Source organism: Propionimicrobium sp. BV2F7, assembly GCF_000510445.1.
GTDB classification, from domain to species: domain Bacteria; phylum Actinomycetota; class Actinomycetes; order Propionibacteriales; family Propionibacteriaceae; genus Propionimicrobium; species Propionimicrobium lymphophilum.
Genome location: NZ_AZIS01000002.1, coordinates 127,669 through 151,131, shown reverse-complemented (window position 1 = coordinate 151,131; position 23,463 = coordinate 127,669). Strand labels below are relative to the sequence as shown.

General features: G+C 58.7%; 20 protein-coding genes and 1 pseudogene. 14 read left to right on the top strand and 7 right to left on the bottom strand.

Annotated features, from left to right (window positions below; all coding sequences use genetic code 11):
* Entirely contained in the window at nt 1–1,464 is a 1,464-nt protein-coding gene (locus tag HMPREF1255_RS00785) for a GuaB1 family IMP dehydrogenase-related protein (RefSeq protein WP_024110460.1), read from the bottom strand.
* Between the two features lie 135 nt (nt 1,465–1,599).
* Here HMPREF1255_RS00785 and HMPREF1255_RS00780 point away from each other — a divergent pair, with 135 nt between their 5' ends.
* From HMPREF1255_RS00780 to HMPREF1255_RS00735, 10 genes and pseudogenes are all read left to right on the top strand, one after another.
* Nucleotides 1,600–2,088: a hypothetical protein gene (locus HMPREF1255_RS00780; RefSeq protein WP_024110384.1), complete on the top strand. Its 489-nt coding sequence runs from the start codon at nt 1,600–1,602 to the stop codon at nt 2,086–2,088.
* Between the two features lie 59 nt (nt 2,089–2,147).
* A complete protein-coding gene (gene trpD / locus HMPREF1255_RS00775) occupies nt 2,148–3,230 on the top strand; it encodes an anthranilate phosphoribosyltransferase (RefSeq protein ID WP_024110454.1) in 1,083 nt (360 codons plus the stop codon).
* A gap of 65 nt (nt 3,231–3,295) precedes the next feature.
* Complete coding sequence (gene pcrA, locus HMPREF1255_RS00770; protein WP_036916667.1) at nt 3,296–5,695, top strand: DNA helicase PcrA; 2,400 nt, start codon at nt 3,296–3,298, stop codon at nt 5,693–5,695.
* Nucleotides 5,696–5,709: 14 nt separating this feature from the next.
* A complete protein-coding gene (locus tag HMPREF1255_RS00765) occupies nt 5,710–7,059 on the top strand; it encodes a DUF6350 family protein (RefSeq protein ID WP_024110447.1) in 1,350 nt (449 codons plus the stop codon).
* The gene (purN, locus tag HMPREF1255_RS00760; protein ID WP_016455502.1) at nt 7,052–7,636 is read left to right on the top strand and encodes a phosphoribosylglycinamide formyltransferase; all 585 of its coding nucleotides are present in this window, start codon (nt 7,052–7,054) and stop codon (nt 7,634–7,636) included. Before HMPREF1255_RS00765 ends, purN begins: the two co-directional genes overlap by 8 nt.
* A gap of 19 nt (nt 7,637–7,655) precedes the next feature.
* Nucleotides 7,656–9,212 carry a bifunctional phosphoribosylaminoimidazolecarboxamide formyltransferase/IMP cyclohydrolase gene (gene purH, locus HMPREF1255_RS00755; protein ID WP_024110465.1) on the top strand — a complete coding sequence of 519 codons (1,557 nt, stop codon included), beginning with the start codon at nt 7,656–7,658 and terminating at the stop codon, nt 9,210–9,212.
* Between the two features lie 17 nt (nt 9,213–9,229).
* Nucleotides 9,230–10,089: pseudogene (locus HMPREF1255_RS00750) on the top strand (bifunctional methylenetetrahydrofolate dehydrogenase/methenyltetrahydrofolate cyclohydrolase).
* On the top strand, nt 10,086–10,409 hold the full coding sequence (locus tag HMPREF1255_RS00745) for a DUF3017 domain-containing protein (protein WP_024110497.1): 324 nt from the start codon (nt 10,086–10,088) through the stop codon (nt 10,407–10,409). The pseudogene HMPREF1255_RS00750 and the gene HMPREF1255_RS00745 overlap by 4 nt, the downstream one beginning before the upstream one ends.
* Nucleotides 10,410–10,466: 57 nt before the next feature.
* On the top strand, nt 10,467–11,135 hold the full coding sequence (locus HMPREF1255_RS00740; RefSeq protein WP_024110484.1) for an AzlC family ABC transporter permease: 669 nt from the start codon (nt 10,467–10,469) through the stop codon (nt 11,133–11,135).
* Nucleotides 11,132–11,461, top strand: a complete 330-nt coding sequence (locus HMPREF1255_RS00735; RefSeq protein ID WP_016455507.1) for a branched-chain amino acid transporter permease — start codon at nt 11,132–11,134, stop codon at nt 11,459–11,461. Before HMPREF1255_RS00740 ends, HMPREF1255_RS00735 begins: the two co-directional genes overlap by 4 nt.
* Here HMPREF1255_RS00735 and HMPREF1255_RS00730 read toward each other — a convergent pair.
* Complete coding sequence (locus tag HMPREF1255_RS00730) at nt 11,458–12,882, bottom strand: amino acid permease (protein WP_231376331.1); 1,425 nt, start codon at nt 12,880–12,882, stop codon at nt 11,458–11,460. The two genes, HMPREF1255_RS00735 and HMPREF1255_RS00730, sit on opposite strands and share 4 nt — an antisense overlap.
* 290 nt (nt 12,883–13,172) lie before the next feature.
* Here HMPREF1255_RS00730 and HMPREF1255_RS00725 point away from each other — a divergent pair, with 290 nt between their 5' ends.
* Nucleotides 13,173–13,544: a hypothetical protein gene (locus HMPREF1255_RS00725; RefSeq protein ID WP_155948413.1), complete on the top strand. Its 372-nt coding sequence runs from the start codon at nt 13,173–13,175 to the stop codon at nt 13,542–13,544.
* A gap of 51 nt (nt 13,545–13,595) precedes the next feature.
* On the opposite strand, the gene map is transcribed toward HMPREF1255_RS00725, so the two are convergent.
* A complete protein-coding gene (gene map, locus HMPREF1255_RS00720; protein WP_051394949.1) occupies nt 13,596–14,516 on the bottom strand; it encodes a type I methionyl aminopeptidase in 921 nt (306 codons plus the stop codon).
* Between the two features lie 7 nt (nt 14,517–14,523).
* Entirely contained in the window at nt 14,524–15,369 is an 846-nt protein-coding gene (locus HMPREF1255_RS00715) for a DUF2510 domain-containing protein (RefSeq protein WP_024110449.1), read from the bottom strand.
* Between the two features lie 48 nt (nt 15,370–15,417).
* Between HMPREF1255_RS00715 and HMPREF1255_RS00710 the strand changes: the two genes are divergently transcribed.
* On the top strand, nt 15,418–16,752 hold the full coding sequence (locus tag HMPREF1255_RS00710) for a glutamine synthetase family protein (protein WP_028821936.1): 1,335 nt from the start codon (nt 15,418–15,420) through the stop codon (nt 16,750–16,752).
* On the opposite strand, the gene HMPREF1255_RS10015 is transcribed toward HMPREF1255_RS00710, so the two are convergent.
* Nucleotides 16,749–17,486, bottom strand: a complete 738-nt coding sequence (locus tag HMPREF1255_RS10015; protein ID WP_024110389.1) for a sterol carrier family protein — start codon at nt 17,484–17,486, stop codon at nt 16,749–16,751. The genes HMPREF1255_RS00710 and HMPREF1255_RS10015 overlap by 4 nt on opposite strands.
* Nucleotides 17,487–17,651: 165 nt before the next feature.
* Between HMPREF1255_RS10015 and HMPREF1255_RS00700 the strand changes: the two genes are divergently transcribed.
* Both HMPREF1255_RS00700 and HMPREF1255_RS00695 read left to right on the top strand, forming a co-directional pair.
* Nucleotides 17,652–20,561: a bifunctional [glutamine synthetase] adenylyltransferase/[glutamine synthetase]-adenylyl-L-tyrosine phosphorylase gene (locus HMPREF1255_RS00700; RefSeq protein WP_024110415.1), complete on the top strand. Its 2,910-nt coding sequence runs from the start codon at nt 17,652–17,654 to the stop codon at nt 20,559–20,561.
* Nucleotides 20,558–21,298, top strand: a complete 741-nt coding sequence (locus HMPREF1255_RS00695) for a decaprenylphospho-beta-D-erythro-pentofuranosid-2-ulose 2-reductase (protein ID WP_024110482.1) — start codon at nt 20,558–20,560, stop codon at nt 21,296–21,298. The genes HMPREF1255_RS00700 and HMPREF1255_RS00695 overlap by 4 nt, the downstream gene beginning before the upstream one ends.
* An 87-nt stretch (nt 21,299–21,385) precedes the next feature.
* Here the strand turns inward: HMPREF1255_RS00695 and glnA are convergent, their stop codons facing one another.
* Both glnA and HMPREF1255_RS00685 read right to left on the bottom strand, forming a co-directional pair.
* Nucleotides 21,386–22,807, bottom strand: a complete 1,422-nt coding sequence (gene glnA / locus HMPREF1255_RS00690; protein ID WP_024110421.1) for a type I glutamate--ammonia ligase — start codon at nt 22,805–22,807, stop codon at nt 21,386–21,388.
* Between the two features lie 90 nt (nt 22,808–22,897).
* On the bottom strand, nt 22,898–23,419 hold the full coding sequence (locus HMPREF1255_RS00685) for a GNAT family N-acetyltransferase (RefSeq protein WP_024110432.1): 522 nt from the start codon (nt 23,417–23,419) through the stop codon (nt 22,898–22,900).
* Nucleotides 23,420–23,463: the final 44 nt, after the last annotated feature.

Genomic DNA, 23,463 nt, shown 5'->3' with positions numbered 1-23,463 from the left:
CTAGCGCCAACTGGTGTTTAGCGGTCGCCCTTCGTCGTAACCGGAGGGCGACTGAGCGCCGACCACTGCGTACTCGGCCAATTCGCGCAGGTTCGAGGCCCCCGCATAGGTGCAGGAGCTGCGAACTCCGGACGTGATGAAGTCGACCAGGTCCTCAACGCCAGGCCTTTCGACGTCCAGATACATCTTCGACGAACTGATGCCTTCCTCAAAAATCGCGGCACGCGCCCTCTCGAATGCGGTCTTTTCTCTGGTCCTGTTGCGAACTGCACGTTTCGAGGCCATCCCGAACGATTCCTTGTAGTAGCGGCCCTCGGAATCTTGCAGCATCTCTCCGGTGGACTCGTGCGTGCCGGCGAACCAGCTGCCGATCATCACGGAGCCGGCGCCCGCGGCGAGCGCTAACGAAACGTCCCTGGGATATCGGATTCCACCATCGGCCCAGATGGATTTCCCGAAGTCTTTAGCTGCTGCCGCACACTCTACAACCGCAGAAAACTGCGGACGTCCAACGCCGGTCTGCATTCTCGTCGTGCACATAGCACCCGGGCCGATGCCCACCTTTACGATGTCTGCGCCGGCCTCTATCAGGTCGATCACTGCACCTCTTGTGACGACGTTGCCTGCAACGATCGGCACTCGCTTCTCCGCGACCAGCTCGAAAGCGTCTCGAGCCTCGAGGGCCTTGGGTAGCGCATCGATCATGCGGTCCTGGTGGCCGTGGGCGGTGTCGAGGACGATCACGTCTGCGCCAGCCTCCAAAAGCGCGAGCGCGCGGCGCTGGACGTCGCCGGAAATGCCGATAGCGCAGCCAACCTTGAGCCGGCCATCAGTGTCTAGTGCCGGGCGGTAGATAGTAGAGCGAAGCGCACCTTTTTTGGTCATCACGCCGATCAGGCGCCCATCGTCGTCGATGGCTATGGCCAGGTGCTCGTGATTTTCCTCGAGGGCCTCGAATACTTCCTGCGGGCCCGTCTGCGACGAAACGGTCGTCCGCACCGGGAACATCACCTGATGAACCTGGCAGAATCGATCCACGTTCTGCGCCTCGGCCTTGGTCATGATGCCGAGTGGGCGCCCGTCTTGGTCGACGGCGACAACGGCGTTGTGTGCCCGCTTCGGCATGAGCGTGAGCGCAGTGGCGATCGTGTCGTTCGGTGAGACGGTCACCGCGGTCTCGAAAACGGTCGGGGAGCTCTTCACCTTTTTTATGGTGCGGGCAAGAACGTCAACGGGAATGTCCTGGGGAAGAATTGCTATGCCGCCTCTTCGTGCGATTGTTTCGGCCATCCTCCGTCCGGAAATCGCGGTCATGTTAGAGACAACCAAGGGGATGCCTAGTGAAAGCCCATCGTTTGAGGTGAGGTCGACGTCCATGCGTGAGGGCACCGAACTGCGCGACGGCATCATGAACACATCGTTATAAGTAAGTTCATGCCCCAAAGGAGAGGAAATGAAATGCACACCTCATTGTGTCATTAACTTGAACTATTTGACCTATATAATCTGAACTTTTGTGCCGAGGCTTTAGTCCGATGGGTTATGGTACTGCAGTCGCAGTTTTAATCTAGAAAATAAAACATGAGGTAGAGTTCAAGCATGAGCGCTTCGAAGACGCAGCAGAACATGTCAGGCGAAAAGTTGCGAGTAGTCCTCTACTCGTCAGACAGAACAGTTCGTGAGCAGGTGCGCACCGTTTTGGGTCGTCGCATTGCTCCAGACCTGCCCGAACTTGAATATTTCGAGTTCGCGACCCAGCCGGCGCTTTTTAAATCATTGGATAAGGACGCTTACGACGTCGCAATTCTGGACGGCGAGGCAGTTCCGGGCGGCATGGGAATTTCGCGTCAGATGCGCGAAGAGTTGGCCGATCCGGCCCCGGTGGTGCTGCTGGTTGCTAGGCAGGCTGACTCGTGGATGGCCGCTTGGAGCAAGGCGGAAGCGGTCGCGCCATATCCGCTCGATCCGCTAACCCTGCCGCAGGCCGTTGCCCAGGTGGTAAGAGATCATCGCAGCGGACGCCGCACGCCGTTGTCTAGCGACCGCATCAAACCTGGCGTTTCCAGCCGACACGTCGAACAAAGCTAATCGCAGACACCGCTCGGACTGGGACTTGCCGCATAGCCCGAATGTGGTATTCGTGAAATATGGAAAATTCTCAGACAGTAACAAATTCTCACAAGGCTCCGACGTGGCCAGACCTGCTGACTAGCCTCATCAACGGCGAAGACATGACGCAGGAAAACACCGCTTGGGCTATGTCTGAGATTCTTTCGGGCAATGTTTCGCCAGCGATCATGGCCGGATTCATGGTTGCTCTTCGCGCGAAGGGTGAAATCGTCGAGGAGGTCGCAGGCCTCGCCGACGGAATGCTTGCTAAAGCGCGTCCCATCGAGCTTTCCCGCAACGCGGTTGACATCGTCGGCTCTGGCGGCGACCGTGCCAACACCGTGAATATTTCCACGATGGCCGCCGTGGTTGCGGCCGCCTCGGGCGCCAAGGTCATCAAGCACGGTAACCGTGCTGCCAGCTCCATGTGCGGCACAGCAGACTGCCTCGAGGCGCTCGGTCTTGAGTTGATGGTAGCCCCTGAAAATCAGCAGCGCGTGCTCGACGAATGCGGCATCGTCTTCTTGTTTGCGCCCCTGTACCACTCTTCTTTGCGGCACACGGCCCCGACGCGTCGCGAACTTGGCGTGCAGACCACTTTCAACTTCCTTGGGCCGCTAACCAACCCTGCTCGACCGAATGGCCAAGCAATCGGTATGGCAAACAAGTACATCGCCGATCTGGTAGCCGGAGTGCTGGCTGGCCGTGGCGATCGCGGTTTGGTCTTCCACGGCGAAGACGGTCTGGACGAGCTGACCACCACTATGCCGTCCGATGTCTGGCTGTTCGACGAAGGCAAGATCGTCACTACTCAGCTAGACCCAGCCGAACTGGGCCTTCGCGCTGCGGAGCCTCAAGAGCTCGTCGGCGGAGAGCCGAAGATGAACGCGCAGGTAATGCGCGATCTGCTTGCCGGGAAGACCGGCCCCGTTCGCGACATCGTGTTGCTGAACGCAGCTGCAGTCCTGCTCGCCTGGGATGGCCCCGACCTGGAGGCCCCGATCGTCGATCAGATGAAGGACAAGCTGGATCGCGCAGCCAAAGCAATCGACGATGGCAGCGGTGAAAAGCTCTTGGAAAAATGGATCAGCCTGACCCAGGAAATCGGTCCCATTAAGTAAGTTTCTAGCCTGGCGGTGCCGGCGATAATTTTTTGTCGGTGGCAGACATTATGCTTGAGGGCGAAATGATGAATCAGCAGTCACCGTTCTCAATATTCGATCAGCCGGCGCCGCAACAGCCTCAGGCCGCGCCGCAGTCTAGTCCTGCCCCTGTGGCTAGCGACCAGCTTTTGGATGGCCTCAACGATCAACAACGCAAGGCAGTCCTTCACGAGGGTGGGCCTGTTCTCGTTGTCGCGGGCGCTGGCTCGGGCAAAACCCGAGTGCTGACTAGGCGAATCGCTTACCTGGTCGGGGCCCGCGGTGTCCATCCCGGCTCTATCTTGGCCATAACCTTCACCAACAAGGCCGCCGCGGAGATGCGCGAAAGGGTTCAAGATCTGGTCGGAAACAGGGCGAAGTCGATGTGGGTTTCGACGTTCCACTCTGCATGCGTGAGAATCCTGCGCAGCGAAATCGATGCTCTGGGCTTCAAAAAGAATTTCTCGATTTACGACAGCACCGATTCTAAGCGGTTGATGACCATGGTGCTCAAAGACCAGGGCACCGATCCGAAAAAATTCCCGGTAAGGCAAGTGCAAAACTGGGTCAGCAATTGTAAGAACGAGTTGATCGGCCCGGCTGCTGCTGCAGAAAATGGCGAAGGCCCGAGCGGAAACGTCGAGATTATGGCCGAGGCATACAAGGAGTACGCGCGGAGGCTGAAGGCGGCAAACGCACTAGATTTCGACGACTTGATCATGCTCACGGTCGAACTTTTCGAAAAGTTCCCGGACATCCGCGAAAAGTATCGCAGGCGTTTCCGTCAGGTATTAGTGGACGAGTATCAGGACACAAACCACGCACAGTACATGCTGATCAAACAGCTCTGTGGACAGTTCCCGACGCCCGAGGGTGAGCCGGTAATTGTGCCTAGTGAGCTCATGGTAGTGGGCGACTCCGACCAGAGCATTTACGCGTTCAGGGGTGCCACAATTCGCAATATTCTCGACTTCGAGAAAGACTTCCCGGGCGCGGAAACAATTCTTCTCGAGCAGAACTACCGCTCCACGCAGACCGTGCTTTCCGCGGCTAACGCGGTTATTAAGCACAACTCTGGGCGTCCGGAAAAGAATCTTTGGTCCGACTCTGGCGACGGCGAAAAAATCGTCGGCTACGTTGCCGACACCGAGCACGATGAGGCTCGCTATATTGCGCAAGAGATCGATCAGCTTGTGGAAGATGGCCACAAGTATTCAGACGTGGCGGTTTTCTATCGTACGAACGCCCAGTCGAGGCCGATTGAGGAAGTTTTCATCAGGGTCGGCCTGCCATACCGGGTGGTCGGGGGAGTGCGCTTCTACGAACGAAAAGAGGTTCGCGACGCCATCGCATATCTGCGGACGATCTCGAACCCCGCGGACGACGTCTCGCTGCTTCGGGTCATCAACACGCCGAAGCGAGGCATCGGCGACCGCGCACAGCAGGCTCTGCAAGACTACGCCGCTTACAACCAATCGAGCGTGAGCGAGGCGATCGCCAACCTCGACGAAATTCCTGGCATCGCCACCAGGTCGAGAAACCAGATAAAGGCTTTCAGCGAATTGCTGGCACATTGGCGTCAACTGGATGCTGACGGCTCGGTAGCCAGCGACGTCCTCCAAGCCGTCCTCACAGAATCTGGCCTTTTGGACGAACTGAAGGCCTCGAAAGATCCGCAAGACGAGACGCGCGTCGAGAACCTCGTCGAGCTCGTCGCCGTCGCCCAAGAGTTTGTTGCCCAGGCCGGGGCAGTGGATCTAGAAGAGGTGGATGAGCACCTCGAGGCCGGTGGTCTGGCTGGTGGAATGGCGGAGCCGGACCAATCTCTGGCTGCATTCCTTGAGCGGGTGGCGTTGGTGGCCGATTCCGATCAGATCCCCGATGCGGGCGACGGCCTCGGAGTGGTGACGTTGATGACGCTGCACACCGCGAAGGGCCTTGAATTCGACACAGTGTTCTTGACTGGGCTCGAAGACGGTGTTTTCCCGCACAGTCGTTCAATGGGGGACAGGTCAGAGCTATCCGAGGAGCGCCGGCTCGCCTATGTGGGCATCACGCGCGCTCGCAAGAGGCTGTACCTGACTCGGGCTTCTGTGCGTTCGGTTTGGGGCTCGCCCAGCTACAACCCGGTTAGCCGTTTCGTCGAGGAGATCCCCGATGAGCTGATCGATTGGCGACGCACGGGCCACGATGTGTCAGCATGGCAGAACAAGCCGACCAGGCCCAGTCACGATGAGGGGGCCTCGGTGTTTGGTTCCGGCCGGGGCAAACCGAAGGTCGAGGACCAGTTGCGGGTTGGCGACAGGGTGTTACACACCAGCTTCGGAATGGGCGACGTGCTAGCCGTCAACGGCTCTGGCTCGAACGCCACGGTTGATGTCGACTTCGGGTCTCTCGGCAAGAAGCGCCTCGCGCTTCGCTATGCTCCGATGGAAAAGCTCTAGGCGGGGGATTGGACATGGCTAAATTCGGCTTCGGCAAGCGCGGCGATGATTCCGGAATGAAGATTTCCAGTAAGTCCTCGCTTAAAGCCAGGAAGGCCAAAGAACAGTTTCGGGCCAAGAGCAGCCAAGTTGTGGGCTTGGCGAGGGTCAGTGATTTTCGGGGATCTGCAAAGAACATCCCCTGGTATATCTCGGGGCCCGGGGCTGCAGCGAGCGTCGTATTGGTGTCCCTGATGGCCATCTTGATTTTTTCCGTGATTGCGTGGTTGCCCTACTCCGAATACACCGAATCGGTCCCGTTCGCGGTCTCGGGGCACATCTGGCTGCTCGTCACCGGGGTGCCGATAGGCCTAGAAGCCGGGCAGATGAGCCTTTTCCCGCTATTGCTCACGATTTTGCTTTTCGTCCTTTCCCACGTCGCTTGCCAGCTGGTTTTTCCCCGCACCCTGGGCTCGAATGAGTTGAGCGACGACGATAAAAAGATGCGCTTCGTGGCTAAGCTGACCGGCGGGTTTGCTCTGACATACGCCGCAATCGGGCTGCTCGTCTTGGCGCTTAGCGGTCAGGCGTCGTGGGGTGCTCTTTTGCGGTTGGCGATCGTCGGAGTGCTGTTGAGTTTCTTTAGTCTGAAACACGCCGCACACTGGTCAATCGTTCCGAGGGTGATCAGGGATTTAGGGTGGGCAGTGCTTTCCGGCATCTTCACATTGTTGTTCTTTTCTTGTCTGGCACTAATCGCTGCGCTAATTGGCGGGCGCGAAAAGATCGCAACTATCGCTGCATCCTTGGGCGCTGGTGGTCTAGATTCGGTTCTGCTGGCCCTGACGCAGTTGGCTTGGCTACCGAATGCCCTAATCTGGGTGATGTCTTGGGTGAGCGGGGCTGGCTTCAGCTTCGGCGCGGATTCGGTGATCACGCCAGCAGCAACCGAGGTTGGATTGCTTCCCGCGCTTCCGCTGCTCGGTGCTTTTCCAGATCCCGGCGGCACTCCGGCCGGCTTTAGTGCTTGGTTGGTGGCGCCAGTCTTGGCAGGTGCCGTTTGCGGCTACGTCTTTATTCGCCGTCAGATGAAGCAGGTAGATTGTCTCTTTAGCGCCGCTGTGTGGGGAGCAGTTGCGGGAATTTTCGCTGGTATGGCGCTAGTTGTGCTCGGTTATCTTTCTTCCGGAGACCTTGGTGGCGTCAGGTTGGTAGACGTCGGGCCGAGGCTTCCGGAGCTAGCGACGTTCGCTCCCGCACTGCTCGGTTTAGGCTCGCTGTGCGCTTCGACTCTCACCGCTTCGTTATTAGGGGTTCGTCGAATCCTGCCGAAAGTCCAAGTCGCAAAGCCCACCGAGCTACCCGAAGAGAGCTCGGATGGCTAGACTTGGCCAAGTGAGAATGGTGGTTTTGGCGTCCGGTACGGGAACGCTTCTGCAATCTTTAATTAATGCCCAAGAAGATGGGCAGTTGGCGGGGCAAATAGTTGCGGTCGGTTCTGACGTGCCCGGCTGCGGAGCAATCACTCGGGCTAAAAATGCCGGTCTGGAGACTTTCGAGTTGCCCCTAGCTAAGGGCGCAGACCGCGAAGAATGGGATCGAAAACTTAGCGCCAAGGTTGCCGAGTTCTCTCCCGATCTAGTGGTTAGCGCGGGTTTCATGAAGCTCTTGGGCGCTAACTTCCTGAATGCCTTCGGTGGTCGCTGCATAAACACCCATCCTGCCCTTCTGCCAAGCTTTCCCGGAATGCACGGTGTCCGCGACGCGCTCGCAGCCGGAGTAAAGGTCAGCGGTGCAACGGTCTTTATGGTCGACGACGGAGTCGACACCGGAAAGATCATCGCGCAACGCCCCGTGGAGGTGCTGCCAGAAGACGATGAGGCGCAGCTTCACGAGCGCATCAAGGTTGTTGAGCGTCAACTGCTCAAAGAAGTAGTGAACGATTTCGCGAAGAATTTTTAGCAAAGGAAGGCAGCAACAAATGAGCGATCGCAACGCGGTCAAGAGGGCTTTGGTTTCGGTTTTCGACAAGACCGGGATCACCGAATTCGCAAAGGGCCTAGCCGATGCAGGAGTCGAGATCGTCTCCACCGGTTCCACGGCCAAGACAATTCGCGACGCCGGCGTGAAAGTAACAGCGGTTGAAGAAATCACCGCCTTCCCCGAATGCCTGGACGGCAGGGTCAAGACGCTACATCCGCGCATCCACGCTGGCATCCTCGCGGACCGTCGTCTGGACTCGCACCGCGAGCAGCTCCAAGAGCTTGGTGTCGAACCGTTCGATCTGGTGGTTGTCAACCTGTACCCGTTCTCCGAAACCGTGGCGAGCGGCGCCAGCATCGACGACTGCATCGAAAAGATCGACATCGGTGGGCCTTCTATGGTTCGTGCCGCAGCGAAGAATCATCCGTCGGTTGCCGTCATCACGTCACCGGCTCGTTACGAGTCTGCTCTTGCTGCCGTGAAGGCTGGGGGCTTTACCCTCACCGAGCGCAAGAATCTTGCCGCCGAAGCCTTCGCCCACACGGCCGAATACGACGCAGCGGTCTCGCGCTGGATGGCCGAAAACATCGCCGAAGCCAACGAGGATGGCTTCCCGACCTTCGTTCCGGGCGCCTGGAACAAGCTGCACGCGCTGCGCTACGGCGAAAACTCTCATCAGCCCGCAGCCATCTACCGCGACGATTCGGTTCCTGCCGGCATCGCCCAGGCCGAGCAGCTGCACGGCAAGGAGATGAGCTACAACAACTATCAGGATGCCGATGCTGCCTACCGCTCCGCATACGACTTCGAGGAGCCTTGCGTAGCCATCATCAAGCATGCAAACCCGTGCGGAATTGCTATCGGAGCGGATATCGCCGAGGCACACCGCAAAGCTCACGCTTGTGACCCGGTTTCGGCTTTCGGCGGCGTTATCGCCACGAACCGCCCGGTTAGCGTCGAGATGGCCAAGCAGGTCAGCGAAATCTTCACCGAGGTCATCATTGCGCCTTCCTATGACGAGGGCGCTGTCGAAATCCTCGAGGGTAAGAAGAACATCAGGATTCTGATCGCTCCTGCCTATCAGCACCCGCAGTTCACCACCAAGCAGATTTCTGGTGGTATGTTGCTTCAGCAGCCAGACCGCCTGGACGCTCCCGGCGACGATCCCGCCAACTGGGAACTTGTTTGTGGCGAACCCGCAGACGAGGCGACGCTCCGCGATCTCGAGTTCGCTTGGAAATCTGTTCGTGCGGTTAAGTCGAACGCCATCCTGCTTGCCGATGACGGCGCCTCCGTTGGCGTCGGAATGGGCCAGGTGAACCGAGTCGATTCCTGCCGTTTGGCCGTGGAGAGGGCCGGCGATCGCGCCAAGGGTTCGGTCGCAGCTTCCGACGCCTTCTTCCCGTTCTCCGACGGCCCGCAGATCCTGCTCGATGCGGGCGTGCGAGCCATCGTCCAGCCTGGCGGTTCAATCCGCGACGACCAGACCATCGAGGCTGTTAAGGCTGCCGGAATCACGATGTACATGACCGGCAACCGTCACTTCCTTCACTAGTTCATCAGGAGACTGAATTGAGTGCGAACAAGCTAGATGGCAAGGCGCTAGCCGCCGATATTAAGGTGGAGCTGTCCCAGCGGGTCGAAAAGCTCGCTGTCGCAGGGGCTCGTCCCGGCCTGGCAACAGTTCTCGTCGGCGACGATCCAGCCAGCCAGAGCTATGTTCGCATGAAGCACAGGGACTGCGAGCAGGTCGGCATCCGTTCCGTGCGGGTCGATCTGCCCGCAGACACCACCGCGAGTCAGCTCGAAGAAGCGATCGAGGGACTGAACGAAAATCCCGATGTCACCGGCTACATTGTTCAGCTGCCGCTGCCTAAAGGGCTGGATCAGAATCGCTTTTTGGGACTGGTCGATCCGGCTAAAGACGTCGACGGTCTGCACCCGGTCAACCTCGGCAAACTTGTCCTAAACGAGCCAGCTCCGCTGCCATGTACTCCGCGCGGAATCGTGGAACTTCTGAGGCGCAATCAGATTGTTCTCGACGGGGCAGAAGTTTGCATCGTCGGTAGAGGGATCACCGTAGGGCGTCCGTTGTCATTATTGCTGACCCGGCGCAGCGAAAACTGCACCGTGACCCAGTGCCACACCGGCACCAAGGAATTGGCGGCGCACACCCGTCAGGCGGATATCATCATCGCTGCTGCAGGCAAGCCGGATACCATCACGGCAGACATGATCAAACCCGGCGCGGTGCTGGTGGACGTAGGTGTTAGCCGAGTCGACGGGAAGATCCGCGGAGATCTCTCCGATGACGTTTGGGAGAAGGCATCTTGGGTTACGCCCAATCCGGGTGGAGTAGGCCCGATGACTAGGGCCATGCTGCTGCGCAACGTCGTCGACATCGCGCAAGGCTAGGAGCGGATCCTAGATGAACGACGAAATCGAGCAGATCGAAAAGATCGAGGCAAAGGGGCATCAGAAACAACCCGAATATCCTTCTTTCTGGGCCCTAGCTTTCATCATCGCGATCTTTTCCGTCGGTGTCGTTCTGGTCATTCTTAAGTACTGGCGCAAGGGGACCTTCATCATGGGATTCGCGCTTGTGTGTGCCAGTGCTTATCGCGCGGTGGCTGCACCCGAGAGGGCGGGGTTGCTAGTCGTGCGCGGTAAGCGTTTCGATGTTGCATTTTTGCTGCTTGGCGGGGCATCGCTAATGGCACTAGCGGTGTTGGTGGCTGGCATATACATTTGATCCCACTCGTTGGAAGCGTCCGAAGCTATGGCTAGGACGTATTTATGATTGTGCAGCATGGCGACTACTGATTTGCGGCTTGCCGTGCGAGAAACGTTGCCGATTGGCTTGGGCTACGTGCCCCTGGGAATAGCGTTCGGGTTATTCGCGGTCAGCCAAGGGTTTCCTTGGTGGTTGGCGACTATAACCGCAATGATCATCTATTCGGGTTCGATGGAGTTCATTGCTGTCGGGCTGATCACCGGCGGAGCATCTTTCTTTAATACCGCTTTGACAACTTTCTTCGTCAGTTTCCGGCACATTTTCTATGGCCTTTCCGTCCCGATTCGGCAGGTTAATCCTGCGGCTAGGCCATACGCTGTGCATGCGCTGACGGACGAGGCCTGGGCTTTACTTAGCCGTCCAAGCGCGAAGGATTTCAGCGGCAAACGAATAATTCTTACTGAGCTTTTCTGCCACTTGTACTGGGTATTTGGAACGACTCTGGGCGCAGTCGTCGGCTCAAAGCTTCCTTGGGATCTTTCCTGGATGGGGTTTGCTCTGACCGCGCTATTCGTTGTGCTCTCGATCGAGGCCCTGGAAACTGCCCGGCAGCCTGCCTTATTGTTCTCGATCGCCCTGGTATGCGGGGTAGCCGCCCAACTCTTAATACCCGATTACATGATGGTAGGCGCGATGACGGCATATGCGGTCATCTCGGTGGTAGGCGGAAGGTGGCTGAAATGATTCCCGCACAACTCGAGATCAACGCGCACACCTGGATCCTCATCGCGATCATGTTTGCCGGCACTTTCGGACTGAGGCTGACCCCGTTCGTCGTGCGCGCGTGGCTCGCCGACAACGAGACATTAAACACACTGGGGCGGCTAATGCCGGTTGGCGTGATGGTGATTCTCGTCGTCTATTCGTTCTCTGGCATCGTCGACGACGGCTTGGTGCCGGCCGTAATCGGCATCGTCGTCACCGCAGCGCTGCACCTTTGGCGCCACCAGATGCTGATCTCTATCGTTGGTGGCGTTGGTGCGTACGGGCTCGCTTTGCTTCTGTTTTAGGCGTGCCTGGAAAGGTCTGCGTCTTGCGGGTGGACCTTCGGGGACCGCGTAACGATCTTGTGGCCGATCCAGATGCCAAGGAACAAGAAGAGTCCGAGGTAGATGCTGAAGAACTGCAGGAACGAGAAGTCGCTGCGGATGATGTCTAACGACTGACCAACGACCACCACCGCGCACATGCCCAGTGCGATCAGCGGGCCGGCCGGGTACCAGGGGGCCTTGAACGGCAGCTCGGAGAGGTCGTGGCCTTGCGCTCGGAATGCCCGGCGGAACTTGTAGTGCGACCAGGCGATGCCCATCCAGGTGATGAAGCCCGCCAGGCCAGAAGCGTTAACTAGCCAGACGTATACGGTTCCGGACCCGATCCTCGACGTGGCGAAGCAAGCGGCACCAACCAGGCAGGTGGCGATCAGAGCGGCCAGCGGAACGCCGTGCTTGGTGACTTTCGCGAACAACTTCGGAGCTTTGCGTTCCTTAGCGAGGGCGTAGAGCATGCGCGTCGAAACGTACACGCCAGAGTTGCCAGCGGACAGGATGGAAGTGAGGATGATCGCGTTCATCACCGCGGAAGCTCCGGCGATACCGGCACGCTCGAATACCAGAGTGAACGGCGAGGTGGTGACCGCCTGTGTCAGGCCCTCGGCGGTTGAGGTGTCTGCGGTCGCTGACTGCAGCAGGGACGGCTCGGTGTAGGGCAGCAGGAAACCGATGACGGCGATGGCGCCGATGTAGAACAGCAGGATGCGGTAGAACACGGCTCTGGTTGCCCTCGGGACGTTCTTTTCCGGCTCGTCGGTTTCGCCCGCTGCGATGCCGATCATCTCGGTGCCCTGGAACGAGAAACCGGCGATCATGAAGACGCCCATGATGCCCCAGAAACCGTTGACGAACGGTGCCTCGCCGATCGCCCAGTTGCCGAAGCCAGGGGAGGGCCCGCCCAAAATTCCGAAGATCATGAGCACGCCCAGAATCAGGAATGCGATGACCGCGATCACTTTGATCGCGGCGAACCAGAACTCGGACTCGCCGAATCCTCGAACGGTAAACGCGTTGAGAATGAACAGGAACGCCAGGAATCCGGCCGACCAGATCCACGGCGGAACAACGTCTGCGGGCACCCAGTACTGCATGACGATCGCGGCCGCCACCAATTCCGCGGCGACGGTGATCGCCCAGTTGTACCAATAGTTCCAGCCCTGCGCGAAGCCGAAGGACTTGGAGACATAACGGCTGGCGTATACCTCGAAGGCTCCGGAAGCTGGGCAGTAAGTAGCCATCTCTCCCAGAGACTGCATCAGGAAGTAGACCATGACGCCGATTGCGCCATATGCCAGGAGCGCGCCGCCCGGGCCTGCCCCGGCGATGGTGCCACCGGATGCCAAGAACAGGCCGGTGCCGATTGCGCCGCCAATGGCAATCATGTTTAGGTGCCTGGCGTGAAGAGACTTCTTCAGCTTGCCGCCCGCCTTGGACTTGTCGGCACTGTTTGAAACGTGCAAGGCGTTATTCGTGTCGTCGAACGACGTGCTAGCTGCTTCGGCCATGATTAACTCCCTTTCGAGCCAGACTGTTTAGAAGCTTATTATGCGATGCTCGACTAGGAGAAATAACTTGCCTCATATCCACCTGAAAAGTTCAGATTTCGGCTGCTGATTAGGTATCTGTGGTGCGGGACGGTTGTTTCTAGCTGGCGCTTGTTAATATTCGTCCCATGCGGTCTCGTAAAGGTATTAGTCTCAGCAGCTTAATTAACCTGGTAGTTGCGGTGTGTCTAGTTGGTTCCCTCAGCGCCTGTTCTTCGGAATCGGAGCACAGCGATTTTAAGTCCAGACAAAATATTCCCTGGGATAGCTACAGCGTTACCGATGACCACACAATCACGTTTAAGGTGACCACTGGCGACGAACGTTGCTATTACGTGGCCACCGGCAGTGCGGAGAGTGAAGGCCTGCTGAAGGTGAAATTCGTGCAGGGAACGCGTAAAGACGCACCTGACGAATGCACCGCAATTGGTGTCATTAAAGAAATTAAGATCCGCACTAAGCGTGTGGCCAGCACATTAAAAGTAGAGGAAATGAAGTAGTAGCTATTGAGTCGTTTTGGGTTCTTAGACGAGCCAAAAACGACTCAATAATTAAATCCCGATCGCGTCCTTTTCCTTCTGGGTGACGCGGCCGCCGGTGATTGGCTCACCCGTGCTCGGCAAGGTCAAGATCTCGACGCCATTTTCGCGGGCAACCATCGTCTGCTCGAACTGAGCGCAACGCGACTTGTCCTGTGTGACGACGGTCCAACCGTCATCCCACTGCTCGGTGCGTGCGCTGCCTAGGGTGAGCATCGGCTCAATGGTGAACGTCATGCCTGGCTTGATGACCGGCAGGGGTGTCGGTTCATCGTAGTGCAGCACAATCAGGCCAGAGTGGAATGCGGTGTGCACACCGTGGCCGGTGTATTCGCGCACAGAGTCGTAGCCAAAGCGGTCAGCGTACGCCTGAATGACTTTGCCGATAACGTTGAAGCGCCTGCCCGGAGCGACCGCCTTGATGCCTCGGTTCATCGCGTTCTGGGTGCGCTCGGTCAGCAGGCGAGACTCCTCGTCGACGTCGCCACAGAAGAAGGTTGCGCAGTTGTCGCCGTGCACACCATGGATAAAGGCGGTGACGTCGAGCTTAACCAGGTCGCCGTCCTCGAGCGGGCGAGCATCGGGGATGCCGTGGCAGATCACCTCGTTAACCGACGAACAGATGCTCTTGGGGAAACCCTGATACTGCAGAGAAGACGGGTAGGCGCCGTTGTCGCACATGAACTCGTGGGCGACCTTATCAAGATGATCGGTGGTCACGCCGGGCTGGATTTCGGCTGCTGCAACCAAGATTGCGTCCGCAGCGATGCGGCCAGCAATCTTCATCTTCTCGATGGTTTCTTCATCCATCACGTCAGGGCCGTCGTAGGTTTCCCTGGCCATCACTCCGACATAGTCCGGCTTTTGCACCGAACCAGGAACGTGACGGAGCGGACTAACTGCATAAGGCTTTACTGGAGAACTCACAAGCACAAGACTACTAGCGATCCACACGCAATGTGGTCAGCGCATCGGCCACCAGCTTCGCCCGGGGCCCGTCGCCGATGGTGATGCAGCTTATGAAGATGCCCATGCTCTCGGGATCGCCAGTGTCGATGACAATGACGGTGACCGTGTCACCGGGGATCCCAGGCAGCTCCCTGGGCTCGCTGATCCGAACGTTCATCTGGTAAATCCAGCCGCTGAAGGCACCTACGTTGTAGGCCGCGTCCTTAATGGTCTCGACCCCGGTGACGCCGTAATAGTAACCCGAGGTGGACACGCATTCTGCAGACTGCCTAGCCGTGGTGGCCATATCCGTGAAACCGTCGACGGTGTTCACTGCGCCAACGGCCATGTTCGACATCCACCCGTTAGAAACCGCGTCGTATTGGCTTTGCAGGTCCGAAATCCAAGGCAAATGGAACATGTGGCTGCCCCAGCCGGGGATCTTTTCGATGCTCAGGTTTCCGCCGTGCAGCCTGGAATCATTTGGGTAGTCGATGTCTCGAGAGACAGCCGTATATGGGCAGGCGATCATGCTTTGGTCGGGCGAAGGAGATTCCTCGGTGGGAGGAGATTTTTCGTCCCAACCGGAGATGGTTGGCTTGGAGCTGTTCGTGTCTTCCACGACGGGGGAGGAAGGCTTGGACCTAGTTGGTCCGGAACCGATAAGCCAGATCACTAGTCCGATCGCGCAAAGCACAGCGATAAGGACGATCACCAAGTTCCAGTTCGGACGGATTGAGTTGCGGGACATCGAAGTCCAAGACGTTCCATCCCAATAACGCTCGCCACGCCCATCCGGGTCGGGGTACCAGCCTGCGGGAACCTGCTGATTTCGCATATTGCAATTCTATGGTCGATGCTCAGCGCGAATGGCAAACTAGAGATCATGGATCGTCAAACCGAATATGTGCTGCGCTCGGTCGCCGAGCACGATGTTCAATTCATCCGCCTGTGGTTCACGGACGTGCTCGGATTCTTGAAATCCGTGGCTATCTCGCCCGCAGAGTTGGAGAGCGCGCTCGCCGAAGGCATCGGTTTCGATGGTTCTGCGATCGAGGGCTTCGCCCGAATTTTCGAGGCGGACATGATCGCTCACCCAGATACCGCGAGCTTCCAGATACTGCCCTGGCGCAAGAACGCCCCGACGGCGAGAATGTTTTGCGACATTTTGATGCCGGACGGCTCGCCTGCGCTTTCCGACCCCCGAAACGTGCTCAAGCGGGCCATGAACCGGGCAGCGGACATGGGCTTTACCTTCTACCTGCACCCGGAGATCGAGTTCTTCCTTTTCCGCGAACCAGTCATCCCCGGTGAGGTGCCAACCCCGCTTGATGCAGGCGGCTACTTCGACCACACGATCATGGACGAGGGCACCGAATTCCGCAGCGTAGCCATCGAGATGCTCGAGCAGCTCGGCATCTCGGTGGAGTTCAGCCACCACGAGGGCGCGCCCGGCCAGCACGAGATCGACCTGCGCTACGCAGATGCCCTAACCATGAGCGACAACATTATGACGTTCCGCGTCGTGCTGAAGGAGGTTGCGGCCCAGCAGGGCATCCACGCGTCGTTCATGCCGAAGCCATTCACGGATCAGCCTGGATCCGGAATGCACACCCACATGAGCCTCTTCGAGGGCGATACCAACGCCTTCTACGACGCGGCCGATGAGGTTCGCCTAAGTAAGATCGGCAAGCACTTCGTCGCCGGACTGCTGGCGCACGCTCGCGAGATCACCGCTGTCACCAACCAGTGGGTGAACTCGTACAAGCGGTTGAACTGGGGCGGGGAGGCGCCCAACTACGTCTCATGGGGACGCAGCAACCGTTCCGCTTTGGTGCGCGTACCGCTGTTCAAGCCGCAGAAGGCTAGCTCGGCACGAATCGAATATCGCTGCCTGGACTCAGCGACGAACCCGTATCTAGCGTTCGCCCTGTTGCTCAACGCTGGCCTCGACGGCATCGAGCGCGAGCTACCGCTGCCTGATGAGTCTGAGGACGACGTCTGGTCGTTCAGCGAGCGCGAACGTCAGGCGATGGGCATCGAAAATCTGCCCCGCAGTTTGGGGTCGGCGATCGACCTGATGGAAAAGAGCGAACTGGTTGCAGACACCCTCGGCGAGCACGTCTTCGACTACTTCCTGCGAAACAAGAAGGCTGAGTTCGACGCCTATCGCTCGCAGGTTACCCGCCACGAGTTGGCCACGATGCTGGGCAGGGTCTAGGGGCGAACCTGGTAGATAGGCAGCATCCGTTCCGTCTCGTCGGCGTGCGCTCCGGAGACGGAAAGCCTGCCGGAAGAGAAGACACGGTCCCAATCGTCCAGCCCGGTGGCAAGCGCCAGGAAGGTTTTCGCGTCCGTCTCTACGACGTTGGGCGGTGTGCCGCGCCGGTGGGTTGGGCCGTCGCCGAACGCCCCGACCTGGACAGCCGAGTATGGCGGGACCCTAACCTCAATGGATTGTCCTGGGTAGCGCTCTGCAAGCACGGACAGTAGCGCCCGGATGGCCTCCCCAAGCAGCTGCCTGGTCGGGGTTTCGCCCGCGCTGTAAATGAGCACGCAAAGTTCGATGATGTTGGCGCGCAGATAGTCCATCAGCCTAGCGATGCCGTACTGAGTATTAACGGTGTTCGGTAGCGAACTATCGTTTATCGTCGAGAGCAGGTCGCCGCTCAGCGGGGCGAGCTGACGGAGTAATACCGATGTGGTGGTTGCTGCCAATTCTTCGATGCTCTCCTGAGTGGCATCGGATTGCAGCCCCCTTTGGTAAAGGTGATCGCTAAGCGTTCCGGGAGAGCCGGAGGTCGGATTGTTTAGCGACAACAGGCAGGTGTTTGCCATGTATAGGAGAGTGGCGGCTTCCTTGGCTTCGCAGCGGCCGCTATTGGCGACTTCTGCGAGTTGCAGGCAGAAGGTATCGGCAACCCGCTCCAAGGCTGCTTTTGCTCGCGCTGCCAATAGTGTCACCCTCTAAAAATAAAAATGTAATGTCGCAGTTTCGTAACAATTCGGTTAACGTCTAGAGAATTATTTCAACTGCTTCGATTCGTTAATGTTATCTCGTCTGACTAGCCATTGCGCGCTAACTACAATTGAAAAACCAAGGCACTAAAGGGAAAGCTAATGGATCGGTTGAATACTGCCGCGGGCGAATTCGCCAGGCTCGGCTTCGTAAACGTGTCGGCTGCGATAAAACTTTTTGACGAAGTCGTCGACGTGCTTCCACAAGTTAGCTTCGACCCGGGCGAAATCGCGCTTGGCGCGGTGCCCGATTTGGCTCTGGCGGGTGTCGCGGCCCTGGCCCAAACTGCCCCAGAAAAGCTCCGTGAGGTCTGGCAGGACGATGGTGCACGATCCCGGCTGATCGCCGTGTTGGGCGGAAGTGAGGCGCTGAATCTTCATCTTCGCGCGCACCCCGACCAGCTAGACGCATTTTTCGTCGAACCGGTCAGGTCCAAAAAGATCGCCGAGAGACTCGCAAAAGCTGTAGCCACCGACGATGGCAGTCACGCCCCAATCGACAGGCTGAGGCTGGCCAACAAGTGGGAGCTGCTACGCATCGCGGCGCGCGACCTCATCGAGAAGGAGCCCCTGGAGATCCTCGAGGACGTGGCAGCAGAGCTGGCAGATCTTGCCGACGCGGTCGTCGAGGGCGCCCTGGAGGTGGCGAAGGAATTTGTGCCCGACTGGGAGAAGGTCAGGCTGGGTGTCGTCGCCATGGGCAAGTGCGGCGGTCAGGAACTCAATTACCTTTCTGACGTAGACGTTATCTTCGTCGCTGAACCTGCCGGCGATGCCTCCGTGAGTGAGGCGATGCAGATCGCCAGCAAATGGGCGGGGGCGGCGTCGAGGGTCTGCTCTGAGTTCACTAGCACCGGATCGATCTGGCAGTTGGACGCTGCGCTTCGTCCCGAGGGTAAGTCGGGGCCGCTGGTTCGCACCCTGGAGTCGTGCCAGGCCTACTACGAAAAATGGGCGGAAAATTGGGAATTCCAGGCCATGCTGAAGGCTCGTCCCCAGGCCGGCGACATGGATCTGGCCCAGAAATTCTGCGACATCGTCTACGAAAAGGTTTGGCAGGCCGGCGGCCAAGAAAACTTCATTACCCAAATGCAGGCCATGCGTAAACGAGTGGTAGATAACATTCCCGAGCGCCATCGCTTGCGGGAAATTAAACTCGGTTCAGGAGGGCTGCGAGATGTCGAATTCACCGTCCAGCTTTTGCAGCTAGTTCACGGCCGGGCTGACGAAAGGCTTCGCCAGAGGGGCACGCTGCCTGCGCTAAGGGCGCTCGTCGAACACGGCTACATCGGCAGGGTTGACGGTGCCATGCTCGAGCGCGCCTACAAATTCGCCAGGGTTTTAGAGCATCGTGAGCAGCTATTCAGGCTTCGCAGAACTCATCTGATGCCCACCGACGAGGAATCGCTGGGGCGGTTGGCCAGGCAGGTGGGCTCTGAATCTGGCAAGGCGCTGTTCGAGGATTGGAAGTCTTCAACTAGGACCGTCCTTCGCCTGCAGCAGAGGGTTTTCTATTCGCCGCTTTTGGATGCGGTGAGCAAGCTCAGCACGGATTCTCTGCGGCTTTCGGCGAAGGCCGCGCAAGACAGGCTGTGGGCGCTCGGCTTCTCGGACGCCAAGGCTGCGCTCGGCCATATCGAGGCGCTGACGGAGGGCTTCACCAGGGCCGCAGAGATCCAGCGGCAGCTGCTGCCAGCCATGCTGCAGTGGTTCAGCGAGGGCCCGAACCCGGATCTTGGCATTTTGTCGTTCCGCAGACTGAGCGAGGACATGGGCAAGACGAGCTGGTATCTGCGAGCGCTGCGCGACGAAGGTTCCATGGCGGAACGACTCGCTAAGATTCTCTCGGCAAGCCGGTACGCCAGTGATTTGCTGCGCAGGGACGCCTCGATGGTTCAATTCTTGTCGGACGATTCTCTCTTGGTGCCGAGGGCGCGAGAGGATCTCGTCCCGTCGATGCTGATGGCGGCGAATCGGCATCGCAAGCCGGAGGATTCTGCCGCGGCCGTTCGTGCGCTGCGCAGGAGGGAGCTGTTCAGGCTTGCGGTCGGTGACGTCTTGGGCATTATCGACCTTGAGGCTCTCGGTCGCGGGTTGTCCGATCTCGCCGACGCCACGATCGAGGCCGCCCTTGACATTGCTAGGCGGGTCGAGGACGTCGACGTACCGATAGGCATTGTCGCCATGGGACGCTGGGGCGGTGGGGAGCTGAGCTACGCTTCAGACGTTGATGCCATGGTGGTGGTCGGCAACGATGCCGACAGCGAACAGATTTCTGCCGCCGGCAGGGTAATCGCGACCGCGCGCAAAATACTTAATGCGCCCGGCCCCGACCCGTCGCTGGAGATTGACCTTGGGCTTCGTCCCGAGGGTAGAAAAGGCGCGATGGTGCGCACTGTGGGCAGCTATCAGGCCTACTACGACAAGTGGAGTGACACTTGGGAGGCGCAGGCGTTGGTCCGGGCCAGATACGGTGCGGGCGACGAGGCCTTGGTCGACGAACTGCTGCAGTTCATCAACCCGCTCAGGTGGCCGGAAGGTGGGCTGAGCGACAAGCAGGTGACGGCGATCCGCAGGCTGAAGGCAAGAATGGAGACCGAGCGTGCGGGTCGAAACGCCCAGCGAAATTTGAAGCTTGGGCCAGGTGGGTTGAGCGACATCGAGTGGACGGTTCAACTCGTCCAGATGCAAAAGGCCGCCGATGTGGAAGAGCTCAGGGTGACGGGTACGCTGCCTGCGCTGCAAGCCGCGACAGACGCCGGACTGATAAATCCTGATGATGCACACCATCTCGCCGAGGCCTGGACGTTGGCTTCCGAACTTCGAAATAGCGCGATGCTAGTACGGGGCAGGGCTTCGGATCTCCTTCCCGGCGACTACCGAGATATCGCAGCAATGGGCATGCTCCTGGGCTACGGGCGAGGCGAGTCGTCCACGCTCATCGGGAAGTGGGAACGCACGGCTAGGCTCGCAGATAAGGTCGTCGAGCGAGAGTTCTGGGGTAGAAAGTGAAGATTTTGGTGCTCGGCGGAGCAAGTCAGATCGGGGTCGCGATAGCTAAACGGGCGGCGAAGGGCTCGCCAAGCACGGCGATCTTGGCTGCGCGCCCAGGATCTAGCCACATCGAACAGGCGGTGGCGCAATTCGAGGCGAGCTCGATCGAAGTCGAGACGATCGATTTCGATGCCACCGATATTGCCTCGCACCCCAAGGTGATCTGGGAAGCTTTCAAGACTCGAGTCGATCTCGCCGTCGTCGCGTTCGGTGTTCTGGGCGACGAAGAAACCTGGCGAGACCACTCGGAGACGGTCCAACTCGCACAGGTTAATTTCACCGCGGCGCTGAGCGTCGGTGCGCTGCTCGCAGAGGCGATGAATACCCAAGAAAAAATTGCTGGTAGCAGGGGAAAGATCGTCGCAATCAGCTCGGTAGCAGGGGAGCGTGTTCGTCGTTCCAACTTCGTGTACGGCGCAACCAAGGCCGGCATGGACGCGTACTACCGAAAGCTCGGGGACGCACTTGGCGACGAAATCCAGGTTCTGGTCGTGCGCCCTGGAGTCGTCTCGACCCGAATGGTCTCTGGGCACAAGCAGGTGCCGCTCACCTCCTCGCCCGAGCACGTCGCAGACCGTGTCGTAGACGCGCTGAAAAAGAACAAGCGCATGATTCGAGTGCCAAGGATATTCGGCGCTGTGATGGCAGTGTTCAAGCTGATTCCTGACGCGATCGCCCGCCGGTTCGGGTTGTAAACCTCTAGATTCACTCGTCAATTCGGACAATAAAATTTTATGCCCCCTGGCAGAGGGCCAGGAGGCATAAAAGCTGATCGAGATTATTTAGATCTGGTAGTACAACTCGAACTCGTAGGGGTGCGGACGCTGCTGCATGTCAGAGATCTCCCTGCGCTTCATCTTGATCCAGATGTCGATGAGATCTTCGGTGAAGACGTCACCGGCGAGCAGGAAATCGCGGTTCTTGTCGAGTTCGTCGAGCGCCTCGCCCAGTGATGCGGGAACCTGAGCGACCTGTTCGTGCTCCTCCGGAGGCAGCTCGTAGAGGTCTTTGTCGATCGGATCGGCAGGCTCGATGCGGTTCTGGATGCCGTCGATGCCGGCGAGCAAAATCGCGGCGAACGCCAAATACGGGTTAGCTGACGGGTCGGGGCAGCGGAACTCGACTCGTTTTGCCCTCGGGTCGGGGCCGGTCAGCGGGATGCGGATGCAGGCCGAACGGTTGGAGGCCGAGTAAACCAGGTTGACAGGTGCCTCGAAGCCCGGAACCAGGCGGCGATAGCTGTTGATGGTCGGGTTAGTGAAGGCCAACAGCGCAGGGCCGTGTTTCAGCAGGCCGCCGATGTACCAGCGAGCAATGTCGGAAAGCTGACCGTAGTTGGTCTCGTCGAAGAACAGCGGCTTGCCGTCGGCCCACAGCGAGCTGTGCACGTGCATGCCGGAACCGTTGTCGCCGAAAACAGGCTTGGGCATGAAGGTTACGGTCTTGCCAAGTTCCTTGCCGGCGTTCTTGGAGAGATACTTGAAAAGCATCATGTTGTCCGCGCTCTTCAGCAGCTCGTCGAAGCGCCAGTTGATCTCGGCCTGGCCGGCGGCGCCAACCTCGTGGTGCGAACGCTCGATCTTCAGGCCCGCGGCCTGGCAGAGTTGAACCATGTAGTCGCGCAAGTCACCGTAGTGGTCGGCGGGTGCAACGGGGAAGTAGCCGCCCTTCTGGCGAACCTTGTAACCCAGGTTGCCGCGCTCCTCGACGCGTGCCGAGTTCCAGCCTGCGGACTCGGAATCGACCGAGTAGAAGGAGGTGTGCCCGTTGTTTTCGTAGCGCACGTCGTCGAAAACGTAGAACTCGGCTTCAGGGGCAAGGTACGCGGTGTCTGCGATGCCGGTGGTCTTCAGGTAGTTCTGGGCCTTGCGGGCAACGTTTCGTGGGTCGCGGCTGAACGGTTCGGCGGTCAGCGGATCCTGCACGAAGAAGTTCATGACCAGCGTCTTAACCTTGCGGAACGGATCGATGTAGGCGGAATCCGTGTCGGGCAGCAGGGTCATGTCGGACTTGTCGATGGTCGCGAAGCCCTCCACCGACGAACCGTCGAAGGCTAATCCCTGCTCGAAAACTTTCTGGTCGATCTCGCTGGCGGGCACCGTGAAGTGCTGCATTACTCCGGGTAGATCACAGAAACGGACATCGACGTTTTCGATGTTCTCTTCCTTCAGATATGCCTGTAGTTCGTCGGCATTTTTGAACATAAACCCTCCATCGCTGGTTGCTAGGGGTAACGATAGTCGCCTAATACCTGCTAACGCCACATGAATGTTGCAGTTTTGGTTGCGACCTGGCTAGTCGAGAGCGGTGTGCATCCTGATCAGACGCAGGTGGTTGCCTTTTTGATCTCCAACCTCTTCGTGTGCGCCATCGGGTGCCCAGCCGGTTTCCGTCAGCCAGGTGCGCAGCTCGTCGTCTGTGCTCGGAATCCACCAGGTGACACGTTCGAAGCCGTCAATTCGTAGGGTGTCGACGACGGCGTGCAGCAGCCGGTCTGCGTGGCCGTCTTCCTCGATGACTCGAAATTCTGTGACAACAGCGTCGGAGTCCTCGGAATCAGGATCGTCGGCGGGGCCGATGGCCGCGAAACCTGCTACGACTTCGCCTGCGAGAGCCACCAGCACCCTGTAGGTGGCAAGCGGGGGAGTGGAGATCGCCTTTCGCCAGGCCTCCTGCATCTCTTCTAGGTTTAAATTTGCAGATGCCGCAGCTAACTGGGGATCGGAGCGCATTTGCGCGAGTTGGAGATCGGCGATCGCCGCAGCCTCTGAGGGCAGCGCGAGACGGACGCGGAAAGCTGATTCATTGTCTCTCACCCCGCCAGTCTAGGTGGGCTAGTTAGCTAAGTGTCGATTTAAGA